General features: G+C 59.5%; 20 protein-coding genes, 1 tRNA gene and 1 pseudogene. 8 read left to right on the top strand and 14 right to left on the bottom strand.

Annotated features, from left to right (window positions below):
* From IWX88_RS13855 to IWX88_RS07670, 12 genes and pseudogenes are all read right to left on the bottom strand, one after another.
* Window positions 1–1,069: pseudogene (locus IWX88_RS13855) on the bottom strand (hypothetical protein); the annotation flags it as partial.
* 393 nt (window positions 1,070–1,462) lie between these two features.
* Window positions 1,463–2,152, bottom strand: a complete 690-nt coding sequence (locus IWX88_RS07720) for a hypothetical protein (protein ID WP_196828844.1) — start codon at window positions 2,150–2,152, stop codon at window positions 1,463–1,465.
* Between the two features lie 43 nt (window positions 2,153–2,195).
* Complete coding sequence (locus tag IWX88_RS07715) at window positions 2,196–2,861, bottom strand: hypothetical protein (RefSeq protein WP_196828842.1); 666 nt, start codon at window positions 2,859–2,861, stop codon at window positions 2,196–2,198.
* The gene (pilM, locus tag IWX88_RS07710; RefSeq protein ID WP_196828840.1) at window positions 2,858–3,907 is read right to left on the bottom strand and encodes a type IV pilus assembly protein PilM; all 1,050 of its coding nucleotides are present in this window, start codon (window positions 3,905–3,907) and stop codon (window positions 2,858–2,860) included. Before pilM ends, IWX88_RS07715 begins: the two co-directional genes overlap by 4 nt.
* A 33-nt stretch (window positions 3,908–3,940) precedes the next feature.
* The gene (locus IWX88_RS07705) at window positions 3,941–4,765 is read right to left on the bottom strand and encodes an A24 family peptidase (RefSeq protein ID WP_196828838.1); all 825 of its coding nucleotides are present in this window, start codon (window positions 4,763–4,765) and stop codon (window positions 3,941–3,943) included.
* Window position 4,766: 1 nt separating this feature from the next.
* Window positions 4,767–6,227, bottom strand: coding sequence for a hypothetical protein (locus IWX88_RS07700; protein ID WP_196828836.1), 1,461 nt, complete (start codon window positions 6,225–6,227; stop codon window positions 4,767–4,769).
* The gene (locus IWX88_RS07695; protein ID WP_196828834.1) at window positions 6,218–6,790 is read right to left on the bottom strand and encodes a hypothetical protein; all 573 of its coding nucleotides are present in this window, start codon (window positions 6,788–6,790) and stop codon (window positions 6,218–6,220) included. The genes IWX88_RS07700 and IWX88_RS07695 overlap by 10 nt, the downstream gene beginning before the upstream one ends.
* A gap of 1 nt (window position 6,791) precedes the next feature.
* Entirely contained in the window at window positions 6,792–7,214 is a 423-nt protein-coding gene (locus IWX88_RS07690; RefSeq protein WP_196828832.1) for a type II secretion system protein, read from the bottom strand.
* 141 nt (window positions 7,215–7,355) lie between these two features.
* Entirely contained in the window at window positions 7,356–7,820 is a 465-nt protein-coding gene (locus IWX88_RS07685; protein ID WP_196828830.1) for a type IV pilin protein, read from the bottom strand.
* A gap of 314 nt (window positions 7,821–8,134) precedes the next feature.
* Window positions 8,135–9,364 carry a type II secretion system F family protein gene (locus IWX88_RS07680; protein ID WP_196828828.1) on the bottom strand — a complete coding sequence of 410 codons (1,230 nt, stop codon included), beginning with the start codon at window positions 9,362–9,364 and terminating at the stop codon, window positions 8,135–8,137.
* The gene (locus IWX88_RS07675) at window positions 9,361–10,740 is read right to left on the bottom strand and encodes a type IV pilus twitching motility protein PilT (RefSeq protein WP_305038633.1); all 1,380 of its coding nucleotides are present in this window, start codon (window positions 10,738–10,740) and stop codon (window positions 9,361–9,363) included. Before IWX88_RS07675 ends, IWX88_RS07680 begins: the two co-directional genes overlap by 4 nt.
* Before the next feature lie 67 nt (window positions 10,741–10,807).
* Window positions 10,808–12,478: a GspE/PulE family protein gene (locus IWX88_RS07670; RefSeq protein WP_196828826.1), complete on the bottom strand. Its 1,671-nt coding sequence runs from the start codon at window positions 12,476–12,478 to the stop codon at window positions 10,808–10,810.
* A 520-nt stretch (window positions 12,479–12,998) separates the two neighbouring features.
* Between IWX88_RS07670 and IWX88_RS14225 the strand changes: the two genes are divergently transcribed.
* The 4 genes from IWX88_RS14225 (at window position 12,999) to IWX88_RS07650 (ending at window position 16,854) form a co-directional block, all read left to right on the top strand.
* Window positions 12,999–13,712 carry a GAF and ANTAR domain-containing protein gene (locus IWX88_RS14225; RefSeq protein ID WP_370568241.1) on the top strand — a complete coding sequence of 238 codons (714 nt, stop codon included), beginning with the start codon at window positions 12,999–13,001 and terminating at the stop codon, window positions 13,710–13,712.
* Window positions 13,713–13,726: 14 nt separating this feature from the next.
* Entirely contained in the window at window positions 13,727–14,470 is a 744-nt protein-coding gene (locus tag IWX88_RS07660; protein WP_196828822.1) for a GAF and ANTAR domain-containing protein, read from the top strand.
* Window positions 14,471–15,173: 703 nt separating this feature from the next.
* Window positions 15,174–15,611 carry a restriction endonuclease gene (locus IWX88_RS14220; RefSeq protein WP_196829006.1) on the top strand — a complete coding sequence of 146 codons (438 nt, stop codon included), beginning with the start codon at window positions 15,174–15,176 and terminating at the stop codon, window positions 15,609–15,611.
* Window positions 15,577–16,854, top strand: coding sequence for an HNH endonuclease signature motif containing protein (locus tag IWX88_RS07650; protein WP_196828820.1), 1,278 nt, complete (start codon window positions 15,577–15,579; stop codon window positions 16,852–16,854). Before IWX88_RS14220 ends, IWX88_RS07650 begins: the two co-directional genes overlap by 35 nt.
* Window positions 16,855–17,220: 366 nt before the next feature.
* Here IWX88_RS07650 and IWX88_RS07645 read toward each other — a convergent pair whose 3' ends face one another.
* Both IWX88_RS07645 and IWX88_RS07635 read right to left on the bottom strand, forming a co-directional pair.
* Window positions 17,221–18,066, bottom strand: coding sequence for a nuclease-related domain-containing protein (locus IWX88_RS07645; RefSeq protein ID WP_370568240.1), 846 nt, complete (start codon window positions 18,064–18,066; stop codon window positions 17,221–17,223).
* Window positions 18,067–18,422: 356 nt separating this feature from the next.
* Window positions 18,423–18,506, bottom strand: a tRNA-Leu gene (locus tag IWX88_RS07635).
* A 103-nt stretch (window positions 18,507–18,609) separates the two neighbouring features.
* Here IWX88_RS07635 and IWX88_RS07630 point away from each other — a divergent pair.
* The 4 genes from IWX88_RS07630 to mshC all read left to right on the top strand — a co-directional run bounded on the left by IWX88_RS07630 (window position 18,610) and on the right by mshC (window position 23,820).
* Window positions 18,610–19,923, top strand: coding sequence for a M20/M25/M40 family metallo-hydrolase (locus IWX88_RS07630; protein WP_196828814.1), 1,314 nt, complete (start codon window positions 18,610–18,612; stop codon window positions 19,921–19,923).
* Between the two features lie 12 nt (window positions 19,924–19,935).
* Window positions 19,936–20,766 carry an undecaprenyl-diphosphate phosphatase gene (locus IWX88_RS07625; RefSeq protein ID WP_196828812.1) on the top strand — a complete coding sequence of 277 codons (831 nt, stop codon included), beginning with the start codon at window positions 19,936–19,938 and terminating at the stop codon, window positions 20,764–20,766.
* A 206-nt stretch (window positions 20,767–20,972) separates the two neighbouring features.
* A complete protein-coding gene (locus IWX88_RS07620; RefSeq protein WP_196828810.1) occupies window positions 20,973–22,421 on the top strand; it encodes an amino acid permease in 1,449 nt (482 codons plus the stop codon).
* Window positions 22,422–22,479: 58 nt separating this feature from the next.
* Window positions 22,480–23,820, top strand: coding sequence for a cysteine--1-D-myo-inosityl 2-amino-2-deoxy-alpha-D-glucopyranoside ligase (mshC, locus tag IWX88_RS07615; protein ID WP_196828808.1), 1,341 nt, complete (start codon window positions 22,480–22,482; stop codon window positions 23,818–23,820).
* Window positions 23,821–24,259: the final 439 nt, after the last annotated feature.

Raw genomic sequence — 24,259 nt, 5'->3', positions numbered from 1 at the left:
GGCCCCAGACGGCGTTCACTGGAGTGCCCAACACCAGCTGCTCACCAGCACCACATGTCGGTGGGACAGTACTGACTGAAGCACTGGCATCCTGCTCAACGGGTGAGCAGTTCGCGGACGGTTGGGTCGTCACTTCGTATGGCCACGATTCAGCTCCCACGAGAACATAGCCCGATTGTGCCTCGACAGTGACGACGTACGAACCAGGTTCAAGGCCGGACACCGTCGCAACGGTGCCAGAGACCCATCGGAAGTCGTTTGGTCCGGTGATCGTGTACGTGAAGCCCTCGATCAACTCGACAGTGATCGATCCGCCAGCGGTGGCACCGGCCACGCACTGTTGATCAGTATGACTTGGGTCTGCGGGATTCCCCTCTTTCGGCCCCACACATCTGGGATCAGTTGATGACAACTGTGCCGCAAGCGAACCAGAAAAAGTCTGGGTCAGCTCCCCGCCAACAAAAGCGTGGCCCTCTGTTGCTGTCGCTGTCACCGAGTAAGCATCTGTGACTGGGCCCCAGACGGCGTTCACTGGAGTGCCCAACACCAGCTGCTCACCAGCACCACATGTCGGTGGGACAGTACTGACTGAAGCACTGGCATCCTGCGGAAGAGGGTCACGGACCGGTATTGTGCACAGAATGATGTGGCTGATCGAGTCTTTTTCAGGATGCTGGTACCTCGCACCGGGCGTCGGATTCGGGAACACTGCATTCTCATCTGTCACGCTTTTACCCGAAGACCCCGCCTTGACGACGATTTTTGAATACGTGCGGTCAGTGGGCGCATCGGGCAAAATGTACGGTACGACAGTGACTGGCTCGATTTTTACGCAAGTCTCGCCAGGTTCCGTTTGCCACGTCGCGGGGTCATTGGTGTTGGTACCGGCCGCGATGGCAGGCGCATCAGGAGCGAGCACCGAAACTCCAGCTACCAGTAGCAACAGGAGCAGTGCCAGAAAACCCGCGATGGTGCGCCGGAAGGGCAGGTGACAGCGAGTGGCTTGAAGAGGTGCAGGGGATGGTGCGTCGAAACAATCGGTGAAAATCTCACTTTTTCGCGGGTTCATGAGACGGCCACGGTAGAAAGGACGTTGATGAGTGGCTTCGTACCGCCCAGCTTGAAATAGGCGGTGCAATCCCAGCGGAATGTTTCATCGCATGGGAGGACGGCTGATAAATTATTAATGATGCTCCGTTGGGTCTCGGGGTGATGTTGACGTCACCGAGATCTAGAGCGAAGTAATACAATCATAAAGCTATATCTGCCTGCACTGTCAAGCCCAGGTTTTTGAAAAAAATCTCCGAGTGGCCTGATGCGCGGCCCCGTTCGAAAAACTCCGCATCGGCGTGATTGCTAACGTGATCGTCAAAAAAAGACTGAGGCGCGCGACAGCGCTCGGGCAGGCGCTATCTGCACAAACAACCTGGGGCGACTGAGCCTGCAGGTGCGGGCTTGCGGACTAGCGCCCTGCCTGACAGTCCTGGTTGCACGACTTGCCCGTCTCGCCCTCCACGTTCGCGAGGAGCACGTAGACAAGTCCTCCAACCGTTGCATTAACCAGTTCCACGGCGGCTTTGTCTGGCGACACTGTGGTCGACATCGTCGTGACAAGGAAAAGTCGATGACCGGTCTGCAGCCCATGCACGAACTCCAAAACCCCGGGAAATGGGCCCGTTACAGTCAACTGAACCGGTATCGCAATGAAATTCGCCCCAGTGATGCTGCTGTGTGATTGTGGCACGGCTGCCGTGGAAGTGGACGGCATCCCAGCGGAGGCGTGCGTCGAGGCGGACGACGGATCCACTGACATTTCATCTGCGGGTATTGTTGCGGCGGTTGAAGGGGGTGTATATCCCAGTGCATCAGCGACCGTGATCGCATGCACCTCAATCTGATGTTCGCCGGCCAAGGAGTCGAGTTCAGTTACGAGCGTCGAGATTTCGGCGCTCGACGGCACCGAAAGGCGCATCGTGGCAAGTTTGATTTTGATCTCGGAAATTCTGTCAAAGTCACCTTTGAGTTGCGTAATCGAAACGGAGTTCGCGTTGTTTTGAGAGCGCACGAGCACCAGATGTTGGCGCGCCGCTTCGGTGGAGGCGAGTTGCGGTTGAACTCCCAGGAACCAACCAAAGATCATCACCGCCACCATTGTGAGAATTGCGGCGATAGTCCACCTTCGATTTTTATCCATGTTATTTTTCCACCGGCGCGAAGCGATTGGAGAAGGCGGCCTCGTTTATGTGCATCGTAATGTCGACCGTGTACGCGCCGGTGGCATCATCACGGGTCACCGATCCTGGTGACGCATCCGTATAACCGGGCAAACTGGTGAGCGAATCTAGCCAAGCCGGGACTTCTGGCAGAGTCGCGCTTGTGGCCACGAAACTCAAGGTTGCGACCCTTGCCCCCTGCAGAGGCACGGTCGGCTGGCGGTAAGACTGGAGCGGTGATCCAGCATCAATAGAGACAGAGGTGAGGATGACGTTGGCAGGCAGAGTGCCCTGCACCCGCATCAGGTAGTTCTGCCAGTCGATCTCGGTGGACGTACCGATGTGCTGTGCTGCCTCTACCAGGCGCATCTCCTGTTGCACGCTTCGAACGGCAGCATACTTTTGCTGTTCCGCTATCAGGGCGGTGGTCCTGCCCTGTTCAGCCACCAGGTTCATCTGCGCTTCTGATGCCTGTCGTGCGGCCGCGGCCGTTCCTAAGATCATCACGAAGCACAAAGCCGCGACCGATAACCATAGACGCTTCTGAAGGGCGCGCCATTTCCTCTGCAGTCTCAGCTCTGGTGGTAACAGATCTGCTCTGGGTATGCCTCCGATGACAAGAGCCGCTGCCGTTCCGGAGCGGCTCATTCGAGGCTCCCGAGGGCGAGTCCAAGCGCGACCGTTATCGATGCGCGGATCTGTTTCAATTTGTCAACGTCCAGCGAGCGAGACAGCGTGATGGTGGTGAACGGATCGGCCTCTACTACCGGGAGTTTCGTGATCTCGGCGAGCGCATTGGCAAAACCGATGAGCTGCGCTCCGCCCCCCGTGAAGAGGATCTGACGAATGGGCTCGTGCGAACGCAGGGTGGTGAAATAGTCGATGGTGTTTCGAAGGCTTGCCAGCAGCTCCCCGATAACCTCGTGGAGGATCTCGACGATCTTGCGCTCCTCGGATGTGGCTACCTGCTGTGCAAGACCGAGACGCTTCTTCTGGGCTTCTGCTTGGTTTATGGTGAGTGCGAGCTTCAGTTTCAAGGCCTGTGTCAGGTCCTCACCCCCGGCGGGGATGATACGTACAAACTGCGGCACACCATCGGTGGCGATGACGACCGTGGATGCATTCGCCCCCACCTCGATGAGTGCGACGGTACCCGTGATCTGCGGTCGAGTGATGAGAACTCTCGCCAGGGCAAAGGGAATGAGATCCACCTCCCATGGGCTCAGCCCCGCTTCCTGGATTGCTTTCACATTTCCTGTTACGGCGTCTTTGATAGCCGCGATGAGCAAACCATGTACGACTGGACCGTTCTCGCCTATCGACTCGGAGATCGGGTAGAAGTCGAGAAGGGCGTCAGAAACTGGCACGGGGAGCATGTCTTGCACCTCAAATGGCAGGGCTTCACGGATATGGGCAAGTGAAGCACGCGGAACGGTGAAGTCGCGTGCGAGCACTCGCTGATTGCCCATACCGAGAGCTACCTTTTTGCTTGTGAAACCCCCAGTCGACCAGAGTCGCTTGATAACCGCTCCGACCATGAGCGGTTCGAGCACTTCACCGCGGTTGACCGCACCCTCGGGAAAGGGAAGCTCGAGAAATCGCACCAGGGTCGCTATGCCGGTCGAACTCGCTCTTATTTCCACGGCGCGCACCGAAGTGCTTCCAATGTCGACACCGACCACATTTTTGGCCATTTTCATCTCACTTTCTCCGCCCAACGATGCGGGTTACGCTAATCCGAAAAGGGACAAATATCCGCGAGCGATCGGGACGCCGACGAGAGCCCCACCCCACGCGCCCGCGAGCATCCATGGACCGAACGGGATGCTCGTTTTGCGGCTCGCTCGGCGAAACACCATCAGAGTTAGCCCGAAGAGCCCGCCCATGAGAAAGGCGATGAATGCGCCGACGACGAGCTGTGACCAACCGAGGTACCCGAGGTAGAGACCGAGCACGGCGGCGAGCTTGACATCGCCGAGGCCCATCCCTCCCGGGGACGCGAATGCCAACATCCCATAAGCGAGAAACAATGCTGCCGAGCCGATACCCGCTCGAAGCAGAGCCGAGTAGTCCGAGCCGATGAGTGTCGCTGCGCTCAACAGTACGATGCCGACAAGCAAACTGGGAAGCACGATTCGGTTGGGGAGCGTCCGAGTGTCGATGTCGATGAGCGCGAGCACCACACTGACCGCGGCGAGATAAAGATAGGCGATCAAAATAAGGGCGGCGGTAAGTGCATTAGTGAAAGCAGCGGAGCCGGAGATCAAGTCTCCCGACCAAAATCGCAGCGCCACAACACCGAAGAACCCCGCAGTGCAGAGCTCCACCAGGGGATAGCGGATGGAGATACCCACCCGACAGTCGCGACACTTTCCACGTAGCACGAGCCACGAAACGACCGGAATGTTATCAAAAGCTCTAATCCGAGCGAAACAGGAGGGGCATCTGCTCGGCGGGAAAACGACTGAAAAGCCCGCGGGCACTCGGAATATGACCACGTTGAGAAAGGATCCGACCAGAGAGCCGAAAGCGCCGACAAGAATTGCGGCCATGTTAACCGCCCTCGATATTGCGGTTGGAGACAGGGGCACCCGGCTGCGGGTTCGTCGGTACCGTGGTTTGTGTGCCGGTTGCCAGGTCGTAGCCTGCAATTCCGATCGGGTCAGCCGTGAAGGTCGGGTTGTTCTTCAGGGAACTGTACTGACCGGCGTAAATCTGCCCGCTCCAGGTGAAACCGTTATTGCCCAACAGAGCGCACGGGGTATACAGCATCGCGCGCACGCCACCAGTGCCCGAACCGTTGGTGGAGGCAACAAAGCCGTTCGCCATAGTGAAATCACCCTGGGCACCCGGTGACGGCTTGCTGCGATTGCAGGTGGGTAATTGATTCGTCGAGTAGTCCGGGGTGATGAACCACAGCCGGAACACTGCACTCCCCGATGTTCCGAAGGTGAGGGAGCTTGCAGAGCCGAAATTAAACTGCTGCGCAAAGATCGCGACATCACTGGTGAGGGTGATGCTCGTATTGTTACCCACGAGCGGCCCGCCAGGGCACCCGAGCATGTTGATGATCACTGCCCGACCCGGGCTCGTTGTTCCCCCGAGATTTCCGCTACTCAGAGTGCACGACAAATCGGCCGTCGGTGCGGTCCTTACCTGAAATGCCACACCGCGTGAATCAACCCAGTCGTTCGGCGAATATTGCACGTCAGCCCAGGGCGGCGGCGCTGGCATTGAGGTGGTTTGCGTATAAACGCCACCCACTCGACTCCCCGGGGGGTTGGGACTGACGGCAGACGCGGTCAAGTTTCCCGATACCGATCCAGAGCCGAGGGAGGCTGCGCCTGACACCGTCGCGTTGCCGTTGACGGTGCATGACCTGCCGAAGGTCAAGTTGCCGTTCACCACGATATTGCCGTTGATCACCGCGTTGTTTTTATTGCAGTCAAGATTGCCATTGTGGGTCAACAGACCGGTGGTTCCGGAGAGGGTGAAAGCGGAGTTCGCTTCCACTGTGCCGCCGGAGAATAAATCAACAGCCGATCCACTCGGCTGAGGCCCGGGTGTTGTGTAATTGAATATTGCTTCGACAGTGCGATTGTTGCCCGCTGTAGCACCCGCCACGGCGAATGACTGAGCCGTTCCGGTCGACAGTATTTTCACGCGTATGGTTGCGGCTGTGGGACACCCCGTTTGCCAGCCCGATCCCGAATCGAAAAAGACGCTAGCGATGTAGGCAAGCGACCCGGTCGACGAATATCGTCCCGGTGTGGTTTGCGCCGCGCAGTTTCCCGGAGCGTACAGTCCGGCGCGCGCAGCAGCAACACCCGCGTCAGCCGCCGCCTGCGACTCGACCGAAGCGCGAGTCGACGTACTAAAGCCGAAGGCTCTCACGACGGTGCTCGCGATCACGGTCGTAAGGATGAGCCCGACGACCATGACGCCGAGAACGGCAACCAGTGCCGAGCCACGTTCATGTGCCGCGACTAGTTGTGACCAGCGTCTCAGTAACATGACGGCACTCCCGTCGCGCCGGCCCGACTGTAGGCCGAATTAGAGATGGATACGACCGATTGGTTGGCCGCGATTCCCGTGAACGCCACTGTGAGTACAGCATCATCGGCACTGAAAATCGCTGCACCGCTCGCAGGCGCTACTCCCGTATCGAGCAGTGTCCATTGCGCGAGAGTTGCGGCGGTAGGGGTAGCGGAAATGGCCGTTGCCGACGTCGTGGTTCGAATGGTGCCGCCACCCGCTGCCGAGTAGTACCACGCCATACACACCCAGCTGACAGTCGCGCCCCCTCGCGCAGTGCGTGCCCTGAGCAGCTGATCAGCGCCCACGGGCGTTGTGAGAAAAAAATCAGAAGAATTACGGATGCCACGCCCGACAGACTCTGATGCGATCTGCGCGGACGTCGCAGCATCGGTCACCGAATTCACAGTTTTCGATGTGGTCGTCGTGGTCAGGAGCATCGAACCGACAACGGCCAAAATAACAATAAGCAACAGGCTGTACAGCAGCACTTCCACGAGCGTGAAGCCCGCTGCAGTGTCACGGTCGGTTGGGGAGGTCATGTCAGCGTCCTGTCACGAATATAAGCGTGTTGGCGGAAGCGACGACAACGCTGGTGTCGGTTCGCGTGACGGTGATCGAGACGGGTACGGTGGTGGGATATCCGCTGGTGGGGCAAGACGAGCTGACTGCTCGACTGACGAGCAGTGTGACACCCGAGGCCGTTGTCGTGGTGCTCGTGGGCGTGATGGCGCTGCAGAGACTCTGTGAACGCAGCAATTCGATTTGGCCGCTTGCGAGTTGGCCGGCTGCGGTCAGCGTGGCGTTTACGGCGGACAGTTTCAATCCCTGCACGAGAAGGGGCAGCAACGCGACGGAGACGATCATCAGGAGAAACATCGTCACGACGATCTCGATGAGACCGAAGCCACGCTCGTCACGGGAGTGAAGCTTCCGAGGGGAAGGAGAAGCGACGGACTCACTCACGATGCACCTGCCTACCTTGCAATACTGCGGATAGCGAAAATCTCTGTCCTTTGGGTCGGGTACGAGGCGATGCGGGGCGCTCGCCACGGAGTACCCGTGAATAGTCTTGGGGATTACGATCACCAGAACCGACACGATCAGCTAGGGGCAGATCCCGGGTACGACTCCGCCGTTGGATCTGACGCTGTAGCTGTCACCCGCCAACGCAGCATTTTGGCCGGATGTCACTGTTCCAGCCGTTCCGCCACTCCTCAGCCCGTTGATACAGAAAGTGGCGGAGGCACTATTCGGAGCGGTGCCGCCATAGGCGATCGCGTTATTTGCCGAAACGACATAGCCAAAGGCGCCGAGGTCAGCAAGGTTTGCGGCTGTGGCCGAGGGATTAGCGGTGAAGTAGGCGACCACCGCGATTTTCGCGTTGGTCAGATCCGATTGGACCGCAGAGTTCTTCGCACTGTTTTGAATGCCCAGGTAGACCGGCACGGCGATCGCGGCGAGAACGCCGATGATAATGACAACGACGAGCAATTCAATCAGAGTGAAGCCCTCGTCGGTCTTTCGCGAAGAGAGACGAGCAGTGAGAGCACGGTTATTTACAGAACACATTGTTATCCATTCCGATCGGAGTGATGGGTGGTGGATATCAGTTTTCTGGAATACCTCCTATCAAACAATAAGATCATGTACCGCGTTCAACACCTCCCCAGAGAGGGGGGTACGCAAAACTACGGCACTCCAGGTAGATAGGCGAATACAGGTCGTCGCGCAAATCACACGACTCGCGGCTAGGCCATCCCATCAACCATGTCAGCGTCAATTTCAGTGGCGAACAGTGAGGGTAGGGTCAGCGTATCCCCATGCAAGATCCTCGATTGGGTCCTGATCATTGCACTGGGTTGAGCCGGCGCCGCTCGTTCCTGCTATTCGATGAGGGTCGCGATATTGAAGATCGGTAGATAAAGCGCGACGATCATGCCACCGATGATTACGCCGAGGAACGCGACCATAATCGGCTCGATCATCGAGGTGAGCTGTCCCGTTGCGGCCTCGACCTCCTCGTCATAAAAGTCAGCAATTTTATCGAGCATCATCTCGAGAGAGCCGGCATTCTCGCCAACCGAGATCATCTGCGTCACCATCGCAGGAAACGCCGGCTCCTGGGCAAGCGGCGCTGCGATGGAACGTCCTTGGCGCACGGACTCCCCAACCCGCCTCAGGGCATTCTCAATCACCCAATTGCCGGAAGTTTGGCCCACCACATCCAGCGCTTGCAGGATCGGTACCCCAGCGCCGATCATGTCCGAAAGATTGCGGCTGAAACGCGCAACAGCGATCTTTTTGAGGAGTGGCCCGAACACCGGCAGGTTGAGCTTGACCGGATCGACTTTTCGTCTCACTCGATCAGTGTTTTTGTTGCGTGGCCACCAGATCGAAAAGACAACGGCGAACACCCCGAGAAGCGGCAGTACGAAGACCATCGACTGCGAAAGATAAACGAGCAGCATGGTCGGCAGCGGCAGCTGGCCCCCCATGCTTTCGAACATCTTCTGAAACACCGGCACGATAAAGATGAGCATGGCAGCAACGGCGAGAAGGGCGATGATGAGCACAATAACGGGATAGGTCATAGCCGACTTGATAGTGCCCCGCAGCTTTACCTCTTTTTCAAAATTGTTTGCGACCGAAACGAGCGCACCCTCAAGAAAACCGCCGGTCTCACCCGCACGAATCATGTTGATCATCAGCGGCGGAAATGAGTCGGCATGTTTGGCAAACGCGTCAGACGTAGACGTACCGGTCTGCACGTCATCTCGTACTTTCTCCAGAATCTTCGTGAGAGTTTTGCTCTCGGTCTGTTCCGCAAGAATGGACAGCGTGCGCAGCAGCGACAGCCCGCAACCGATCATCGTTGCCATTTGACGAGACATGATCATCAGATCCTTCAGCGTGACGCGCTTGCTGAGACCGGGAATCGTAATCTCGCGTTGAAGCCCAGTGCGCCGTGCCGCCTCGGTGATGGAGACCGGCGAGACTCCCATGTCGCGCAACTTGGACACCACCGCGGCCTCGCTCAAGGCGTCAACTTGTCCCTTGACAAGCTTTCCGGCGCTGGTCCTGCCCGTATAGGCGAAACCCGGTGCAGTTTTCATTTGTGGACCCCCAGCGAGTAGGAGTCGCCGAAGTTGATTCCGCTCGCGGCCATCGCACGTGTGGGCACCTCTGTCGGTGAACCAGTGCTGTTGATAAGCCGTGTGATGTCGCCGATGTCGTGAGCTTTGTCGAGGGCCGCTTGGCGGGTAATGACGCCGGTATTGACGAGCTCAGCGAGATGCTGATCCATTGTGTGCATCCCGAGGTCACGCCCCGCCTGCATCGCCGACGGAATCTGATAAGTCTTGCCTTCCCGAATCAAGTTCGCAATTGCCGGGGTGGCCATTAATACTTCGGTTGCCACAGCCCGGCCGGGCCCCGATGCGCGCTTGACGAGGGTCTGACAGACGACACCGTTGAGCGTTGCGGCGAGTTGTGCCCGGATCTGGCCCTGCTGATGCGATGGAAATACATCTATGACCCGGTCGATTGTCTGGGAAGCATCCTGTGTATGCAGGGTCGCAAAAACGAGATGGCCGGTTTCGGCTGCGGTGAGCGCGACCGAGATAGTTTCGAGGTCGCGCAATTCGCCAATGAGAATGACATCCGGGTCCTGCCGCAGCACGTGTTTCAGTGCGTTGGCAAAGCTATGGGTGTCGGAACCCACTTCGCGTTGGTTGACCAGCGATTTTTGGTGCATATGAATGAATTCAATGGGGTCCTCGACGGTGACGATATGGTCGGCGCGGGTGCGGTTCACCAGGTCGACGAGCGCGGCAAGCGTTGTTGACTTTCCGGAACCCGTAGGGCCAGTGATCAGCACGAGGCCGCGGGCTAGGTTCGCAAAACTGGCGACAGCGCTGGGAATCCCCAAATCGCTCAGTGGCCGCACCTCGGAAGGAATTAGACGAAACGCCCCAGCAACCGCTCCGCGCTGTTGGTATAAATTGACGCGAAAGCGTGTGCTGAAGGACACGGTGTACGCGAGATCGAGTTCGAGTTCCCGCTCGAAAGTCTCCCTCTGTTGCGTCGTCAGGATACTCATCAGCGCTAGTGAAACTCGCTCCGCCGACCACGCCTCAGCACCGGCGATCGGACGAAGTGTGCCGTCAATCCTCACCGTAGGTGCCGCGTTGCTGGTGATGTGGAGATCTGATGCACCGAGAACCAGCACGTTCTGCAGTGCCTCGATCAGCTCAGGATCAGCGTTGACGGGATAGTCCAATGCACGGGACCTGAGCTCGTCAGCACGCTGGAGCACATCGCGAGGCTGCTGCGCACCCGTACGGTCGAAAGCCTCCGGGGACCGTCCAGGCTGTGAAGCCTCCGGCTGCAGTGCAGCATCACCCGGCACCGCCGGAACCTCGGGGGCACTGCGTCGTGCAGACATGGCCGACGCGCTGTTATTGATCAGAATTTCCTGCGACTTAGCCATTTTTCCCTCGATTGACCAGACACGATTTGCGACGCGATGGATGTGAAACTGGTTGGATACGTACTGACTAGGTCACGACACGCAAGATTTCCTCGACGGAGGTCAACCCCAACTGCACCTTTGCCCAGCCATCTTCGCGCAGCGTGATCATGCCCTCAGCCTCTGCGACACTCTTGATTTCTGCGTTCGATACGCGGCGCACGGCCATGCGCCCGATCTCCTCGCTGACCTCCATAATCTCGTGGACGGCAATGCGCCCCCGGTACCCCGTATTCGCGCAGACCGTGCATCCGATCGGTTGGTAAAACGCTGGATCGGGTCGTTCCGGGTCGAGAAAAAACCCTAGGACCGCCATTTGGGACAGGTTTGGTTGAAAAATTTGCTTGCAGTATTCGCACAATCGACGTGCGAGACGCTGGGCCACCACCGCGTCGAGTGCCGACCCCACCAAAAACGGCTCGACATTCATTTCAGTGAGACGCGCAATGGCGCTGGGGGCGTCGTTGGTATGCAGTGTTGAGAGCACCAGGTGCCCAGTGAGCGAGGCTTCTATAGCGATCTGAGCGGTCTCGTAGTCTCGAATCTCACCGACCAACACGACATCTGGGTCCGATCGCAGAATTGACCGCAGAGCGCTCGCGAAGGTCAGTCCGGCTTTGGGATTGACCTGTACCTGATTGATGCCCGCTAACCGGTATTCAACCGGATCTTCAACCGTGATCACATTGATCTCTGGCTTAGCAACCGAGTTGAGAGTGGCGTAAAGCGTTGTTGACTTCCCGCAGCCGGTCGGTCCGGTGACGAGGATCATGCCGCAGGGCTTCGTATACGACTTTTTATAAACATCGAAGTTTCGTTGAAGCAATCCGAGATCATCAAGGTTCAAGCTGCGGCCCGAGTTATCGAGTATTCGCATGACCATCTTCTCGCCCCACACTGTAGGAAGAGTCGCTACGCGAAGATCGACGTTGCGTCCTCCGTGACTCACCGAAAGACGACCATCTTGTGGCTTACGACGCTCAGCGATATCCATGTCGCTCATGATCTTGAGGCGTGAAATCACGCCATTCTGGATCTGCTTGGGGGCTGGATGCATCTCGTGGAGCACCCCGTCAATGCGATAGCGCACTCGCATTTCATGCTCAGCGGGCTCAAGATGGATGTCGGAAGCACGATCTTGGATAGCTTGGCTGATCAGCAGATTTACGAGCCGCACAATCGGCACGTTTTCTTCCAGGACTTCTGGGTTCGCCCCCGTGACTTCTGCGGGGGTGCCACTCTCACCTTTGATGGCAGCCGTAAGGTCAATGAGTTCTCGGTCGGCCCGAAGCAGTCGGTTCATGGCATCATGCAGATCGCGGCTTTCTGCGACCACTGCATTCACCCGCATCTTGGTCGCAGCGCGAACATCCTCAAGAGCAAACACATCACCAGGGTTCGACACCGCAACGGTGATCGTGTCGCTGCTGATTGCTATCGGCAGCAAATCATGCCGGCGGCACAAAATCGCGGGCACGAGAGATACTGCATTTCGATCGATCGGAAAATCCACGAGTTTCACAAACGGCAAGTCGGCATGTGCAGCGCGAGCAGATGCGACTTGGGTGCTGGTGAGCATTCCCGTTGCGATCAGTCTGGTGATCTCAAGTTCACCAGCAGTGGTGTCCCCGTTCGTCGAGTCGACGCTGCCCTCTGGCATCAGACCACGCAGTGTGAGTATCTCAGCAACTGATGACATTCCTACGCCCTTCTAAAGTTGGCAAGACGGGGATGACGAAGCATGAAAAGTCCCTCTGCCTCAAAAATTTTTTTAATAAGCGGGCGCAGAAAAATGTGTCGATCCTGCGACGACTCATAAAAAGCCACCATGTGGTCGCTCACGTTGCCTCAATCGGAACCCCTTATCTCAGTGCGGTTGCTGCAGTCAATGGCTGTCGTGGCCAAAGGTGTCTTCCGTTGGAGCTGGCGAAGCCGCCGGCACCCTCGCGGTCAAAAATCGACCCATCGAATTCATTGACTCCCTGCGACCGTGCCCTCGGTGCGTAGTCCATATCCTCTGGCGGGTAATCGCGGCAGCCCTGGTTGGCGTCTAACAGCTTTATGGTCGCCAGCACTGACCTACTTTTGAACAGGTTACATCTTGTGTGCAGCTATTTGACATGCTAGTAATAAAGTTAACTAACGTTCTCGCTATCGAATAATTCCACCAAATCGTGGGACCGGGGCAGCGTGATAGCCCCTCTGCAAAGTAGGTCCCCGTGCACAACAGGTTCGCAGCCTGCTCGTCAGGTACTGCAGAAGCTTCGCGGGAACTATGCGCGCGATTTGTCGACATTTTGCCCGTCAGCGGCGCCTCGATATCACTTACCAGCGAGATAGGCCAGCTGTCCACAATCGGGATAACGGATTCTGTGGCGGCCAGATTAGAAGAAGTGCAATTTGAGTTAGGGGAAGGACCTCACTGGGATGCTCTGCGTACGGGAAGACCCGTGCTCATTCCCGACATCAACAGACACCCGGGAGAAGGGTGGCCCATGTTTTGGTCCGCCATCGACGCACTGGATGTTGGAGCAATCTTTTCTTTGCCTCTCAAGTCAGGTGCCGCGACAGTGGGCGTTGTGGACCTATACCGGTCGACACCCGGAATACTCACAGCCGCCGACCTCGAAGCAGGAATGACCCTGGCGGTAGCTATCTCTGATCAGGCCCTCCAATTCGCCGCCGCATCAGCTAGCTACACCGCCGAAGCGGAAATAGCCTTCGCACCTGCCATGCGACGTGAAACACACCAAGCCACGGGCATGATCTTCACCCAGCTCGGTGTATCAATGGCAGAGGCCTTCGCTCTGCTTCAAGCCCGCGCATTTGCCGAGGGGCGCCCAATAGCCGAGGTCGCGTTAAATGTTGTCCAGCGGAAACTGGACTTCAGAGATCCTGGCGAGTACCCGCATCCAGAAGTCTCTAACCCGTAACAGGAGATCCGAAAATGGAAACACTAACCCGTGAGGAAAAAGTAACCGCTGCGTTCGTGATGGTCGCGGACACACTCATTGACGATTACGACACCATTGAGCTCCTCCACACGCTCGTGGAGGTGTGCGCGGACATCCTGGCAACAAATGCTGGCGGGCTAATGCTCGCCGATGACTCCGGTCAATTACAACTTGTCGCTTCAACAACTGAAAGCGCCGGCTTGGTGGAAATCCTTGCGCTGAACGCAGGCACGGGACCCTGCATTGATTGCTTCAAGACCGGCAAATCCATCTCGATAGGCGATCTCGCCAGCACCGATCCGCGGTGGCCCGTCTTTAGAGAGGCAGCCCTGGAGCAGGGGTTTCGGTCAGTGCACGCAACGCCACTGCGACTGCGCGGTACCGTCCTCGGCACCATAAACCTGTTCAGCTCTGCTGTTGGCGAGCTCAACCTTGCAGATGTTGCAATAGTGCAGGCGCTTGCCGACGTCGCAACAATTGGGATCATCCAGCAACACAGTATCCGCCACTCCAAAGCGTTGGCCGAGCAATTGCAAATAGCTCTACAAAGTCGAGTGCTCATCGAACAGGCGAAAGGAGCGGTCGCTCAATCCGCAGAAACTACTCCGGAGAGCGCTTTCACATTCTTGCGCAAGTATGCGCGGGACAACAATCTCACCCTCAGGGGCGTCTGCGAACGGGTACTCGATCGCACTCTCACAATTACAAACAGCGACGAAGCAGTAGCTACAAAATAGCTGGCAGGTAAGGGCTGGCAACGACAGACGGTGTGATTTCGCTCACTGAGGGTCAGTGCTTTGGATGTGGCGGCGGTGCCGCACCGAGAGAGCCGGAAGCCGGTCCAACCAGGTTTGGATTGTCGCCGTCATCTCAGCGGCGATGCGAACCTCGACCGGGTGGGTGCGTGGTGAGACCGGCGTCACGGTCGGATTGATACCATGCCCAACGGCACCTCCTTCTGTGTTCCCACCGATCATCGTCACCACGTGTCACCCATATGAGGGATCAACGCACTGATATCGATCGGCTGCGTCGCCCCCAGGTCACTGCTGGATGATGCGCAGCTGCCGAGACCATCGTCTGGAACATTCTCGACTGTGGTTTGATCACCGCTTGGGTGGATGGACATATTGACCCCTTCGCTCTGAGAAAAGCTATGCCGGGGTCTGGGGCGAAAACTATTTATTGAATTTCTTTTTTCTACTCCCAGAAAAGGATTTTGTCAATATAAGTGAAGTATCAAATAACTCCACACCGTTGAAATATTGGTGGCCACGGACGGCTGTCGGGCAAGCGAGGAAAAGCTGGGACAGCTCCCAGCCTGGGCATGATGTTGGTGTTTTCGTCGCCAGTGGGAGCAGCGAATCACGTAGCGGGGGTCTGATTCCCGGTGCCAGACGATCCGTGTGACGAGGTGTCTGATTTCAGGCCGCCGCTGTTCTGGATGACCAGACTCCGCAAGATCTGATCCAGTCATCAACGTCGGGTGACGGCGGTCTCGACGGCAAGATCGACCGTGACGAGCTGGGCATCAGCCAGATCCTTATCGAAGCGAAGCGATGTGCCGAAGACGTCGTTGTCGGGCGCCCAACCGTGCAGTCGTTCGTAGGTGCGCTGGCCACTCGCGCCGCGACGGTCGGTGTGCTCTTCACCACCAACCGACACAGTGCAGAGGCGACGGATGCTTCCTCAGCGAAGAATAGTTTCTCGACGGCCTCGCAGGGCCTCGCCTCTCCTCCTCCACAGAGCCGATTTGCGCGAACCTGCCGGTGGATAAATACCAGTCCTGACCGGCACTTCCCTTATCGGCTGCAATGTCAGTGGCCTCTGATTGAGTGTGTTCATGCACCACCCCCTCCTCGACATGGCCGACGCTGACACTCGCGTCGAGTTCGGCATGGCCGAAGCCGAGTTCGCGCAGCACACCCAGTGGCGGGCATCAGCCGAAGTGTTCCGTGCGATCGATGCCACCCTGCGGGAAGCCGCCGAACATCCCGAGGTGTTCATCGATGCCGTCATGCTCCGCGGGGATGCCGTCGAATTCGCCGAGCGCGCCGCCGCGGCTGACCTTGCGGTGCGCCTCAGCCTCGCAGAGTCCACAGTTCGCGCCTACGGCATGGTCGCGCAAACCCTCCAACAGTCGTTGCCGCTGTTGTGGGCGCGGTTTGCCGAGGGAGATATCTCAACCCAGAACGCCCGGGAAGCGGCATCCATAGTCAGCGAATTACCGGCAGATTTATGGGCCGAGTTTCAGACCAGGATCATGGGTGCCATCACTCTTGCTCCGGCCAGATTCCGGACCACAGCTCGCGCCGTGCGCGAGAAACTGCACGCGCAGACTCTCACCGAACGCCATGGCGCGGCCAACGCACACCGTGGGGTGTGGACCGAAGTGGACCGAGACGGCATGGGCCGACTGCACGCACACCTGTCTGCCGAGAAACTAGCGATGGTCGGCGCCGCCCTCGATGGCCTCGCATTCGGACTATTTACCGAATCCGACGAACAACGCACAATGGCCCAACTGCGCGCCGACGTGCTCAGCGACCTGCTCACCGCCACAAGCAGCCCATGCACAAGCCGCGCATGCACAAGCAGCGCAGGCACAAGCAGCGCAGGCACAAGCGGCGCAGGCACGCGGCCGGCAGTCGGGGTCACGGTCGCGCTGACCATCCCCGTGCTGAGCCTGCTCGGCCACTTTGATGAGCCAGCTCTACTCGAAGGTATCGGCCCGATCGATATCAACACCGCCCGCAGGCTGTGCGCAACAGTGCCCTCGATCACCCGGCTGCTCACCGATCCGGTCTCCGGCACGATCGTTGGAATTGACCCGCGACAGTACCGAGTTCCCACCACACTGAAACGATGGCTCGCCACCCTGCACGTCACCTGCGACTTCCCCGGCTGCGGACGACGCGCAGCCCACTGCGATCTCGACCACACCCGCGCCTGGGCCAACGGCGGAACAACCACCGCAGACAATCTCAACCACCGATGTCGCACACACCACACGATGAAACACCAAACCAAATGGCAGGTCGAAAAACCACCCGGCGCCGAGCGCGCAGTATGGACAAGCCCCACCGGCTACAACCGAGAAGCCGACCCACCCCCGTTCTAGCACCCCCTATCGGCTGACCAACAAGAACTGGCTGACGCGGACGTCGAGAATCCGCGGGCGGGATCTCGCAGCTTTCACACCAACACCCGAGCCGATCCCACTAGGTTGGCGAAAACTACGGTAGGGAACAGTGTGTCTATCCTCGCCGTCGCGCGTGCTACCTGGCCGGGCATTGCGCAAGAGGCGCAGCGCGCCGAGCACTAAACCTAAGGCCTCCTAAAGCAAGCCCTCCACCTGCGTAGTGGTCGCCTTGGCAGCCGCCGTGGAAATTACGCGGCAAATCCTTCCCTTATACGTGGGCGAACTCGACGTGTTCACAATCCCGGCGAAGAACGATGGGACTGCCGTCGATTCGTTTGATTCGTGTCAACTAAACGGTCTGCAGTCCCGACTGGAGAAACCTACGCGGGCTGGAACGATGATGCGGGGTAGGTAGACCTGCTTCGCGGTGTCAACGTCAACGGCGCCCGGTTTAATAATGTGGCTAGCCACCTTGTTCGGCCACAGCACATTCAGCCCGGTGATCGTAAAGTGATCGCCGATCAGTGGCCAGTCGGCCTCGACAAAGCACAGCATTCCGCCGACCGGCACCGCACTAAGACCAGTCGCGTCGAGCGCCGCCCGGACATGGGCGACCTGCTTATGGACTCTGTCGACCAGTTTGGTGCCATTGCGTGAACCGACGATCAGGGTCTCCGTGCGTGCGCGAATCCATCCACCCTCGATCCGAAGGCTGGGGCGTTGCCCCTGGTACTTCTTCGCATCGATCACGAAGACGCCCGAGGGGCACACCACGATGTGGTCAATGTTGGCCTTAGTGGGAGGAATGCGGCGGACGTGCAGAACATGCACGCCGTCTCCGACGAAGCCGTCACGTAGTCGGCCCAGTCGCTTTTCGACCTGCGCCCCGGTAGCCCACGCCTTGGTACTTTGCGGGTCATCGCTCAGGGCCAGGATGAGGCCACCCATGTGTGGGTGAGCGCCGCGAATTTGCGTCTCCCACTTGTTCTTGCGTCGCTCATACTCGTGCTGAGCCGACGCGCCAGCAACTCCGGCGGAGACCTCCGATTGCTCCGGGCCAAGTTCCAGGAGTGCGCTCTTCGCATCATCGAAGCTCTCGGGGAGAACCGGGCCGGTCGTTTGCGGTGCCGACGGGATTGGTTCGGCCAGGCACGCCAGGCAGGTGACGCTCTTGGTATCGCGGTCGTACACCGCACGGGTGCCGGTGGGCAAATCGATCGCGCACTGCGCGCACTGGCTGAGTACCGGAGGCGCAGTGTCTTCGGCAACTGTGCCGCGTGATCTGACAATATGATATCCTATCACTTACCGCCACACTATCTAACCGCGCCCCGAGCAACGAACTCCAACTGTCGGCCATGAATGAACGTGTGCTTCGCCCTCCGCTGCTCTATGTCGACAAACTAGCCACCCGCCCGCCCGCCGACTCCCTTCATCGGCAAACCACGAAAAACTCGCGCACAAAAAAAGGGCCGGACGACTGTTGACCAGTTGTCGCGACCCATTCTCTGAACCGGTACCGACCTAATGTCGGAACCACCCCACTGTGCGCGAAGGGGGACTTGAACCCCCACGCCCTAACGGGCACCAGCACCTCAAGCTGGCGCGTCTACCATTTCCGCCATCCGCGCGCTTTCGATTCTTCTTTCCAGAAGCATCGAGATCTGACACTAGCACGCGCGCGCGACCTGCCTGGAACACCGGCGCAGAGGCTCGAGAGGATACCGTTGAGGCATGCTGACTGAGACTTCTGACGACCAGCTCGACGCGACCGCGCGAATCGCCCGCGACCTGATCCGGTTCGACACCACCAATTACGGAGGCGGTAAATCCAACGGTGAGGCGGATGCCGCGGAGTACGTTTCCGCCTATCTCACCGGCCTCGGCCTCAGCCCCGAGATGTTCGAATCCGAGCCCGGACGCGTGAGTGTCATCGCCCGGGTCGAGGGATCCGACCGCTCGAAACCGGCTCTCGTGGTGCACGGCCACACGGATGTCGTGCCAGCCCAGCCGGATAACTGGAGCGTCGACCCCTTCGGCGGAGTTGTCAAAGACGGCATGCTCTGGGGCCGCGGCGCGGTCGACATGAAGAACATGGACGCCATGATGCTCACCGCGCTCGAGGACATCCTCGGTGCCGGCAAGCAGCCATCCCGTGACCTCGTGATCGCCTTCTTCGCCGACGAGGAGGCCGGGGGAGTGCTCGGTTCCGGCTACCTAGTGAGGGATCATCCGGAACTCTTCGCCGGTGCGACCGAGGCGATCAGTGAGGTCGGCGGATACTCGGTGACGCTCAATGGCACCCGTGCCTACCTGCTGCAGACCGGCGAGAAAGCCCTGGTCTGGGTCAAACTCATCGCGCGCGGCACGGCCTCTCACGGCTCGCACGTGATGCGCAATAACGCCGTCACGAAGCTCGCCGAGGCTGTCGCTATTGTCGGTCGCCGCGAATGGCCGGTGCGACTCACCGACACCACGACCGAGCTGCTCGGCGAACTCGCGCGCATCCTCGAGGTGGATCCGCAGAAGGTGGGTCCGGATGAGATCGCCCTCGCCACCGGAACGACGAGCCGGTTCATCCAGGCCTCGCTTCGCACCACGACCAATCCCACCGCGCTGACGGCGGGCTACAAGCACAATGTCATCCCAGATACAGCCGAGGCGCTCATCGACATCCGCACCCTCCCGGGCGAGGAGGATGCCGTGCTCGCCGAGCTCGCGGAATTGGTCGGCCCCGACATCGAGATTGTGGTGCTCCACCGCGACATCGGGCTAGAAACTGCTTTTTCCGGGCCCCTCGTCGAGGCGATGACCGCGGCGCTTGGCACGCACGATCCCGGTGCGCCGGTGCTGCCGTACATGCTCTCCGGCGGCACTGATAACAAGGCTCTTTCACTGCTCGGCATCAAGGGATACGGTTTCGCCCCGCTCAAGCTGCCGCCCGAACTGGACTTTCCGGCCATGTTTCACGGCGTCGACGAGCGCGTGCCACTCGACGCGTTAGTGTTTGGCAGGCGTGTTCTCGGGGACCTGCTGCTCGACTACTGATTGGATCCGCCTGTGGGCCTGCTCGACGCCATCATCCTCGGCATCGTCCAGGGTCTCACCGAGTTTCTGCCGATCTCCTCCAACGCACACCTGCGTCTCGTCGGGCTGCTGCTCGGCACCGGCACGGATCCGGGTGCCGCCTTCACCGCGATCATCCAACTCGGCACCGAACTCGCCGTTGTCGTCTATTTCGCAGCGGACCTGTGGCGCATCGTCTCGCGCTGGTTCCTCTCGCTGTTCAACCGGGTGCCACGCAACGATATTGACGCGAAGATGGGCTGGTTCATCATCCTCGGATCCGTTCCGATTGTGGTGCTCGGCCTCATCTTCCAAAAGGCGATCGAGACCACGCTGCGCTCCCTCTGGGTGATCGCCATCACGCTCATCGTCTTCGGCATCCTGCTCGGCATCGCGGACTATGTCGGTGCGAAGAAGCGCCAATTGCGTGATCTCACCGTGCCGCACGCCGTGATCTACGGAGGGGCGCAGTCGCTCGCGCTCATCCCGGGAGTCTCGCGTTCGGGAGGCACCATCACCGCCGGGCTCTTCCTCGGGTATGAGCGTGCTGCAGCGGCCCGCTATTCCTTCCTCCTCGCCATCCCCGCCGTCTTCGGAAGCGGGCTGTTCGAGCTGTATAAAACCATCAAGACACCCGGATCCGAGGTATTCACGGCGGGGGAAACGGCCGCAGCAACGGGTGTCTCGTTTGTGGTCGGACTCGTCGTGATCGCATTCTTCATGAGCTACATCTCGAAGCGATCGTTTCTTCCGTTCGTCATCTACCGCCTCGCCCTCGGCGGCACGCTCGTGGCACTCTTGACTACCGGCGCGATTCAGCCCTGAGGCCCCAGGCCGCGCCAGCATCCACTATTTGTGCTGTTGGTGCGGACGGTTGCGGGATTCTGACCCCCGACCGGGGGAGTATTCTGCCCAGAAGCGTTCTCGCCCGATTACCGAATACCGAATACCGAATACCAGCAAGTCGAAACCCCCGTAATGCGAACAACGCGTTTATCCGGAGAAAAAACGACAAGTCAACGGAGACCTCTATGACGAAGTACAACCCGTATTCGATCCTTCGTCGCAAGCCGGTCGATGACATCGACGACAACTCGCACAAGAACGGGTTGTTCAAAAGCCTCGGACTCTGGCAGCTCACCGCCATCGGAGTCGGCGGCATCATCGGGATCGGAATCTTCACCCTGGCCGGCCTGGTGGCAAACGGCGGGCCAGACGGGGTGGGTGCTGGACCGGCCGTCGTCATCTCGTTTCTCATCGCCGGCCTGGCGAGCGCGGCCGCCGCGCTCTCCTATGCGGAGTTCGCTGGCATGATCCCCCGGTCGGGATCCGCCTACACCTACGGGTACGTCGCCATCGGCGAGATCGTCGGCTGGTTCATCGGCTGGGACCTGCTCCTGGAATACGTCGCCATCGTGGCCGTTGTCGCCATCGGTATTTCGGGATATTTCACCGAGTTCATGTCCGGGATTGGGGTGGCAATACCGCAGTGGATGCAGGGGACCGCCGACACGGTGAACGGCGGCGTCGTCAACCTGCCCGCGATTGTGGTGTGTCTGCTCGTCACCTTCATCCTCAGCCGCGGCACGCAGACGTTCGGACGCTTCGAACTCGTGGCCGTCGGCCTGAAGGTGCTGCTCATCCTCGCCATCATCGGCATCGGTGTTTCGTATATCAACACCGAGAATTACCTGCCTTTCGTGCCCAACGGTTTCGGAGCAGTCTTCACCGGTGCAGCAACGGTATTTTTTGCGGTGTTCGGATACGACGCGATGAGCACGGCAGCAGAGGAGGCCGTCGACGGCAAGAAACATATGCCCAAGGCGATTCTGCTCTCCCTTGCCATCGCCATGGTGCTCTACGTGATGGCCACCCTCGTGCTCACCGGAATGCAGAACTGGACCAAAATCGACCCGACAGCCGCATTTGCTGTCGCATTCACCTCGGTCGGACTTCCCGTGATCGCCACGATCATCTCGGCCTTCGCGGTGGTCTCCATCCTCACGGTGATGCTCACCTTCCTCCTCGGGGTCAGTCGAGTGTGGTTCAGCATGAGCCGCGACGGCCTGCTGCCCAAGTGGTTCTCCGGCACCGACAAGCGGGGCACCCCGCAGCGCGTCACCTGGATCGCAGGCATCGCGGCGGCCCTTCTGGCCGGAGTGTTTCCCATCCGCCTCATCGCCGACCTCACCAATATCGGTATCTTGGCTGCGTTCGTCGTGGTCTGCATTGCCGTGATCATCATGCGCCGCACACGCCCCGAGATCCCGCGCACGTTCAGACTGCCCTTCATGCCCGTGATCCCCATCTTCGGTGTGCTCGCCTCGGCCTTCCTGATCACCCAACTGCACTGGGAGACCTGGGTGCGCTTCGCCATCTGGCTCATAATCGGACTCGTGATCTATTTCGCCTATGGCCGGAAGCACTCGGTGATGAATCCCCAGAGCCCGCGAAATACCGCGATGTCGGTCAAAAAATAGGAAGCGCACCCGCACGTCCAGATCGCGCGCCAGTCATACCGAGGCTTAGGCTTGGGCGGTGCAATCTTGGTCCCGTCCGACAGTTCCCCGCCTGCCCGGGACCGGAGTCTTTCCCCGCATCTTCGATTCGGCGACTCAGAGTCTGGTTGAGGCGAGTCCGTACCCCGCAACGCCGGGCATCGCGAGTATCTATGTCTGCGGTATCACTCCGTACGACGCCACTCACCTCGGCCACGCCGCGACCTATCTCGCCTTCGACACCCTCATCCGCGTCTGGCTGGATGCCGGCCTTGAGGTGCGCTATGTGCAGAACACCACGGATATCGACGATCCGCTGCTCGAACGTGCCGCGCGCGACAGCGTGGACTGGCGGGAGCTCGCAGCCTCCCAAATCGAGCTATTCCGTGGTGACATGGAGAACCTCTGCATCATTCCGCCGGACGAATATGTGGCAGTCACCGACGTGGTGCCGGATGTGGCGGATGCGGTGAAGGTTCTGCTGCAAAACGGCTCCGCCTACCACGTGCCGAGTGCGGGTGCCGCCGATGACGTCTATTTCGACAGTGGTTTTGCCGCAACTGCCTGGCACCTGGGGCAGGAGAGTTCGTTGGATCGAGCGACCATGCTCGCCCTGAGCGCGGAACGTGGGGGAGACCCGCTGCGTGCAGGCAAACGCGATCCGCTCGATCCGCTGCTCTGGCGCTCGGAACGCATCGGCGAGCCGGCCTGGGAGTCTGCACTCGGCCGCGGACGACCGGGATGGCACATCGAGTGCTCCGTTATCGCGCTCGCACACCTTCCGACGCCGCTCACGGTGAACGGCGGCGGGCGGGATCTGGTGTTTCCGCACCACGAATTCAGCGCGGGTCATGCGGCCGCACTCACCGGGCATCCGCTTGCCCGAATCTATGCCCATGCCGGCATGGTCGCCCACGAGGGCGAGAAAATGAGCAAGTCTCTTGGAAATCTCGTGCTCGTTTCGCGCCTAGTCGCCGGCGGAGCGGATCCCCGGGCCATCCGGCTGGCCCTGCTATCTGAGCGCTATCGCAACGATTGGGAGTGGACGGATGCCCACCTCCGCAGCGCAGAGCAGCGGCTCATCTCCTGGATGGGGTGGGCTGCGACCACGGCAATTGAGGGTGAGGTCAAGGGTGCTTCGGGTGACAGCGCTTCGGGTGACAGTGCTCTTGTCGAGGGTGGCGTAGTGTCGGGCGGTGCTTCGGGCGGTGCTTCGGGTGACGGCGCTCTCCTTACAGAGCTCCGCGAACGCCTGGCCGACGACCTCGACACTCCAGGGGCGATCGCCGCGTTCGACGCTCACATCCGCAGTGGGGCAGCCGCGACGCAGACCGCAATCGACGCGCTCGACGCGCTGCTCGGCATCCGTCTCGCACCCTGACTTTCGGCGTGCTCCGCCCGGCACGAGTGGGTATCGTGCTGTGGGGCAGCTCAGGGGTAGCTCACCGCGAGGCTACTGGACGTGAATCCCGCACATAAAGACGTCACGGCCGAGAAAAAGCCTCGCGGCAGGAGACGTAACGCCGTCCGCGATGCCCCGCTGCCGCGAGCAGCCATATCTCCCACCACGGCCTTTCACCCACGACAAAAAGTGCACCCATGACCATGCGACCACGGTAGAAGGTGCAACCACAGCTTTGCACCCACGGCGGAAGATATCGCGGAGGCTAGTCCCGCAGGCTGTGGTCATTCAAACAAACCGAGGCGAATCGTGCACGGCGGATTGCTGACGCGCTCCTGATGCAATTCTGACGCGCTCCTGATGCGCTTCTGATGCAGTTCTGGCGCGCTTCTGGTGCACAGCAGACGATGGTCTTCCT

It is taken from the genome of Frigoribacterium sp. CG_9.8 (genome assembly GCF_015751965.1).
Lineage (GTDB): Bacteria > Actinomycetota > Actinomycetes > Actinomycetales > Microbacteriaceae > Lacisediminihabitans.
The sequence above is the reverse complement of the archived record's forward strand: the minus strand, read 5'-3'. Positions and strand labels throughout refer to the sequence as shown.

What these genes read in the sequence shown, in the direction of transcription:
- IWX88_RS07700 (WP_196828836.1), bottom strand. Translation starts at nt 6,227, where the DNA reads ATGTTACTGAGACGCTGGTCACAACTAGTCGCGGCACATGAACGTGGC.
- IWX88_RS07715 (WP_196828842.1), bottom strand. Translation starts at nt 2,861, where the DNA reads ATGAGCCGCTCCGGAACGGCAGCGGCTCTTGTCATCGGAGGCATACCC.
- IWX88_RS07705 (WP_196828838.1), bottom strand. Translation starts at nt 4,765, where the DNA reads ATGGCCGCAATTCTTGTCGGCGCTTTCGGCTCTCTGGTCGGATCCTTT.
- IWX88_RS07675 (WP_305038633.1), bottom strand. Translation starts at nt 10,740, where the DNA reads ATGGCTAAGTCGCAGGAAATTCTGATCAATAACAGCGCGTCGGCCATG.
- IWX88_RS07685 (WP_196828830.1), bottom strand. Translation starts at nt 7,820, where the DNA reads ATGTGTTCTGTAAATAACCGTGCTCTCACTGCTCGTCTCTCTTCGCGA.
- IWX88_RS07695 (WP_196828834.1), bottom strand. Translation starts at nt 6,790, where the DNA reads ATGACCTCCCCAACCGACCGTGACACTGCAGCGGGCTTCACGCTCGTG.
- IWX88_RS07650 (WP_196828820.1), top strand. Translation starts at nt 15,577, where the DNA reads ATGCACCACCCCCTCCTCGACATGGCCGACGCTGACACTCGCGTCGAG.
- IWX88_RS07720 (WP_196828844.1), bottom strand. Translation starts at nt 2,152, where the DNA reads ATGGTGGCGGTGATGATCTTTGGTTGGTTCCTGGGAGTTCAACCGCAA.
- IWX88_RS07630 (WP_196828814.1), top strand. Translation starts at nt 18,610, where the DNA reads ATGCTGACTGAGACTTCTGACGACCAGCTCGACGCGACCGCGCGAATC.
- IWX88_RS07620 (WP_196828810.1), top strand. Translation starts at nt 20,973, where the DNA reads ATGACGAAGTACAACCCGTATTCGATCCTTCGTCGCAAGCCGGTCGAT.
- pilM (WP_196828840.1), bottom strand. Translation starts at nt 3,907, where the DNA reads ATGGCCAAAAATGTGGTCGGTGTCGACATTGGAAGCACTTCGGTGCGC.
- IWX88_RS07680 (WP_196828828.1), bottom strand. Translation starts at nt 9,364, where the DNA reads ATGAAAACTGCACCGGGTTTCGCCTATACGGGCAGGACCAGCGCCGGA.
- IWX88_RS07670 (WP_196828826.1), bottom strand. Translation starts at nt 12,478, where the DNA reads ATGTCATCAGTTGCTGAGATACTCACACTGCGTGGTCTGATGCCAGAG.
- IWX88_RS07660 (WP_196828822.1), top strand. Translation starts at nt 13,727, where the DNA reads ATGGAAACACTAACCCGTGAGGAAAAAGTAACCGCTGCGTTCGTGATG.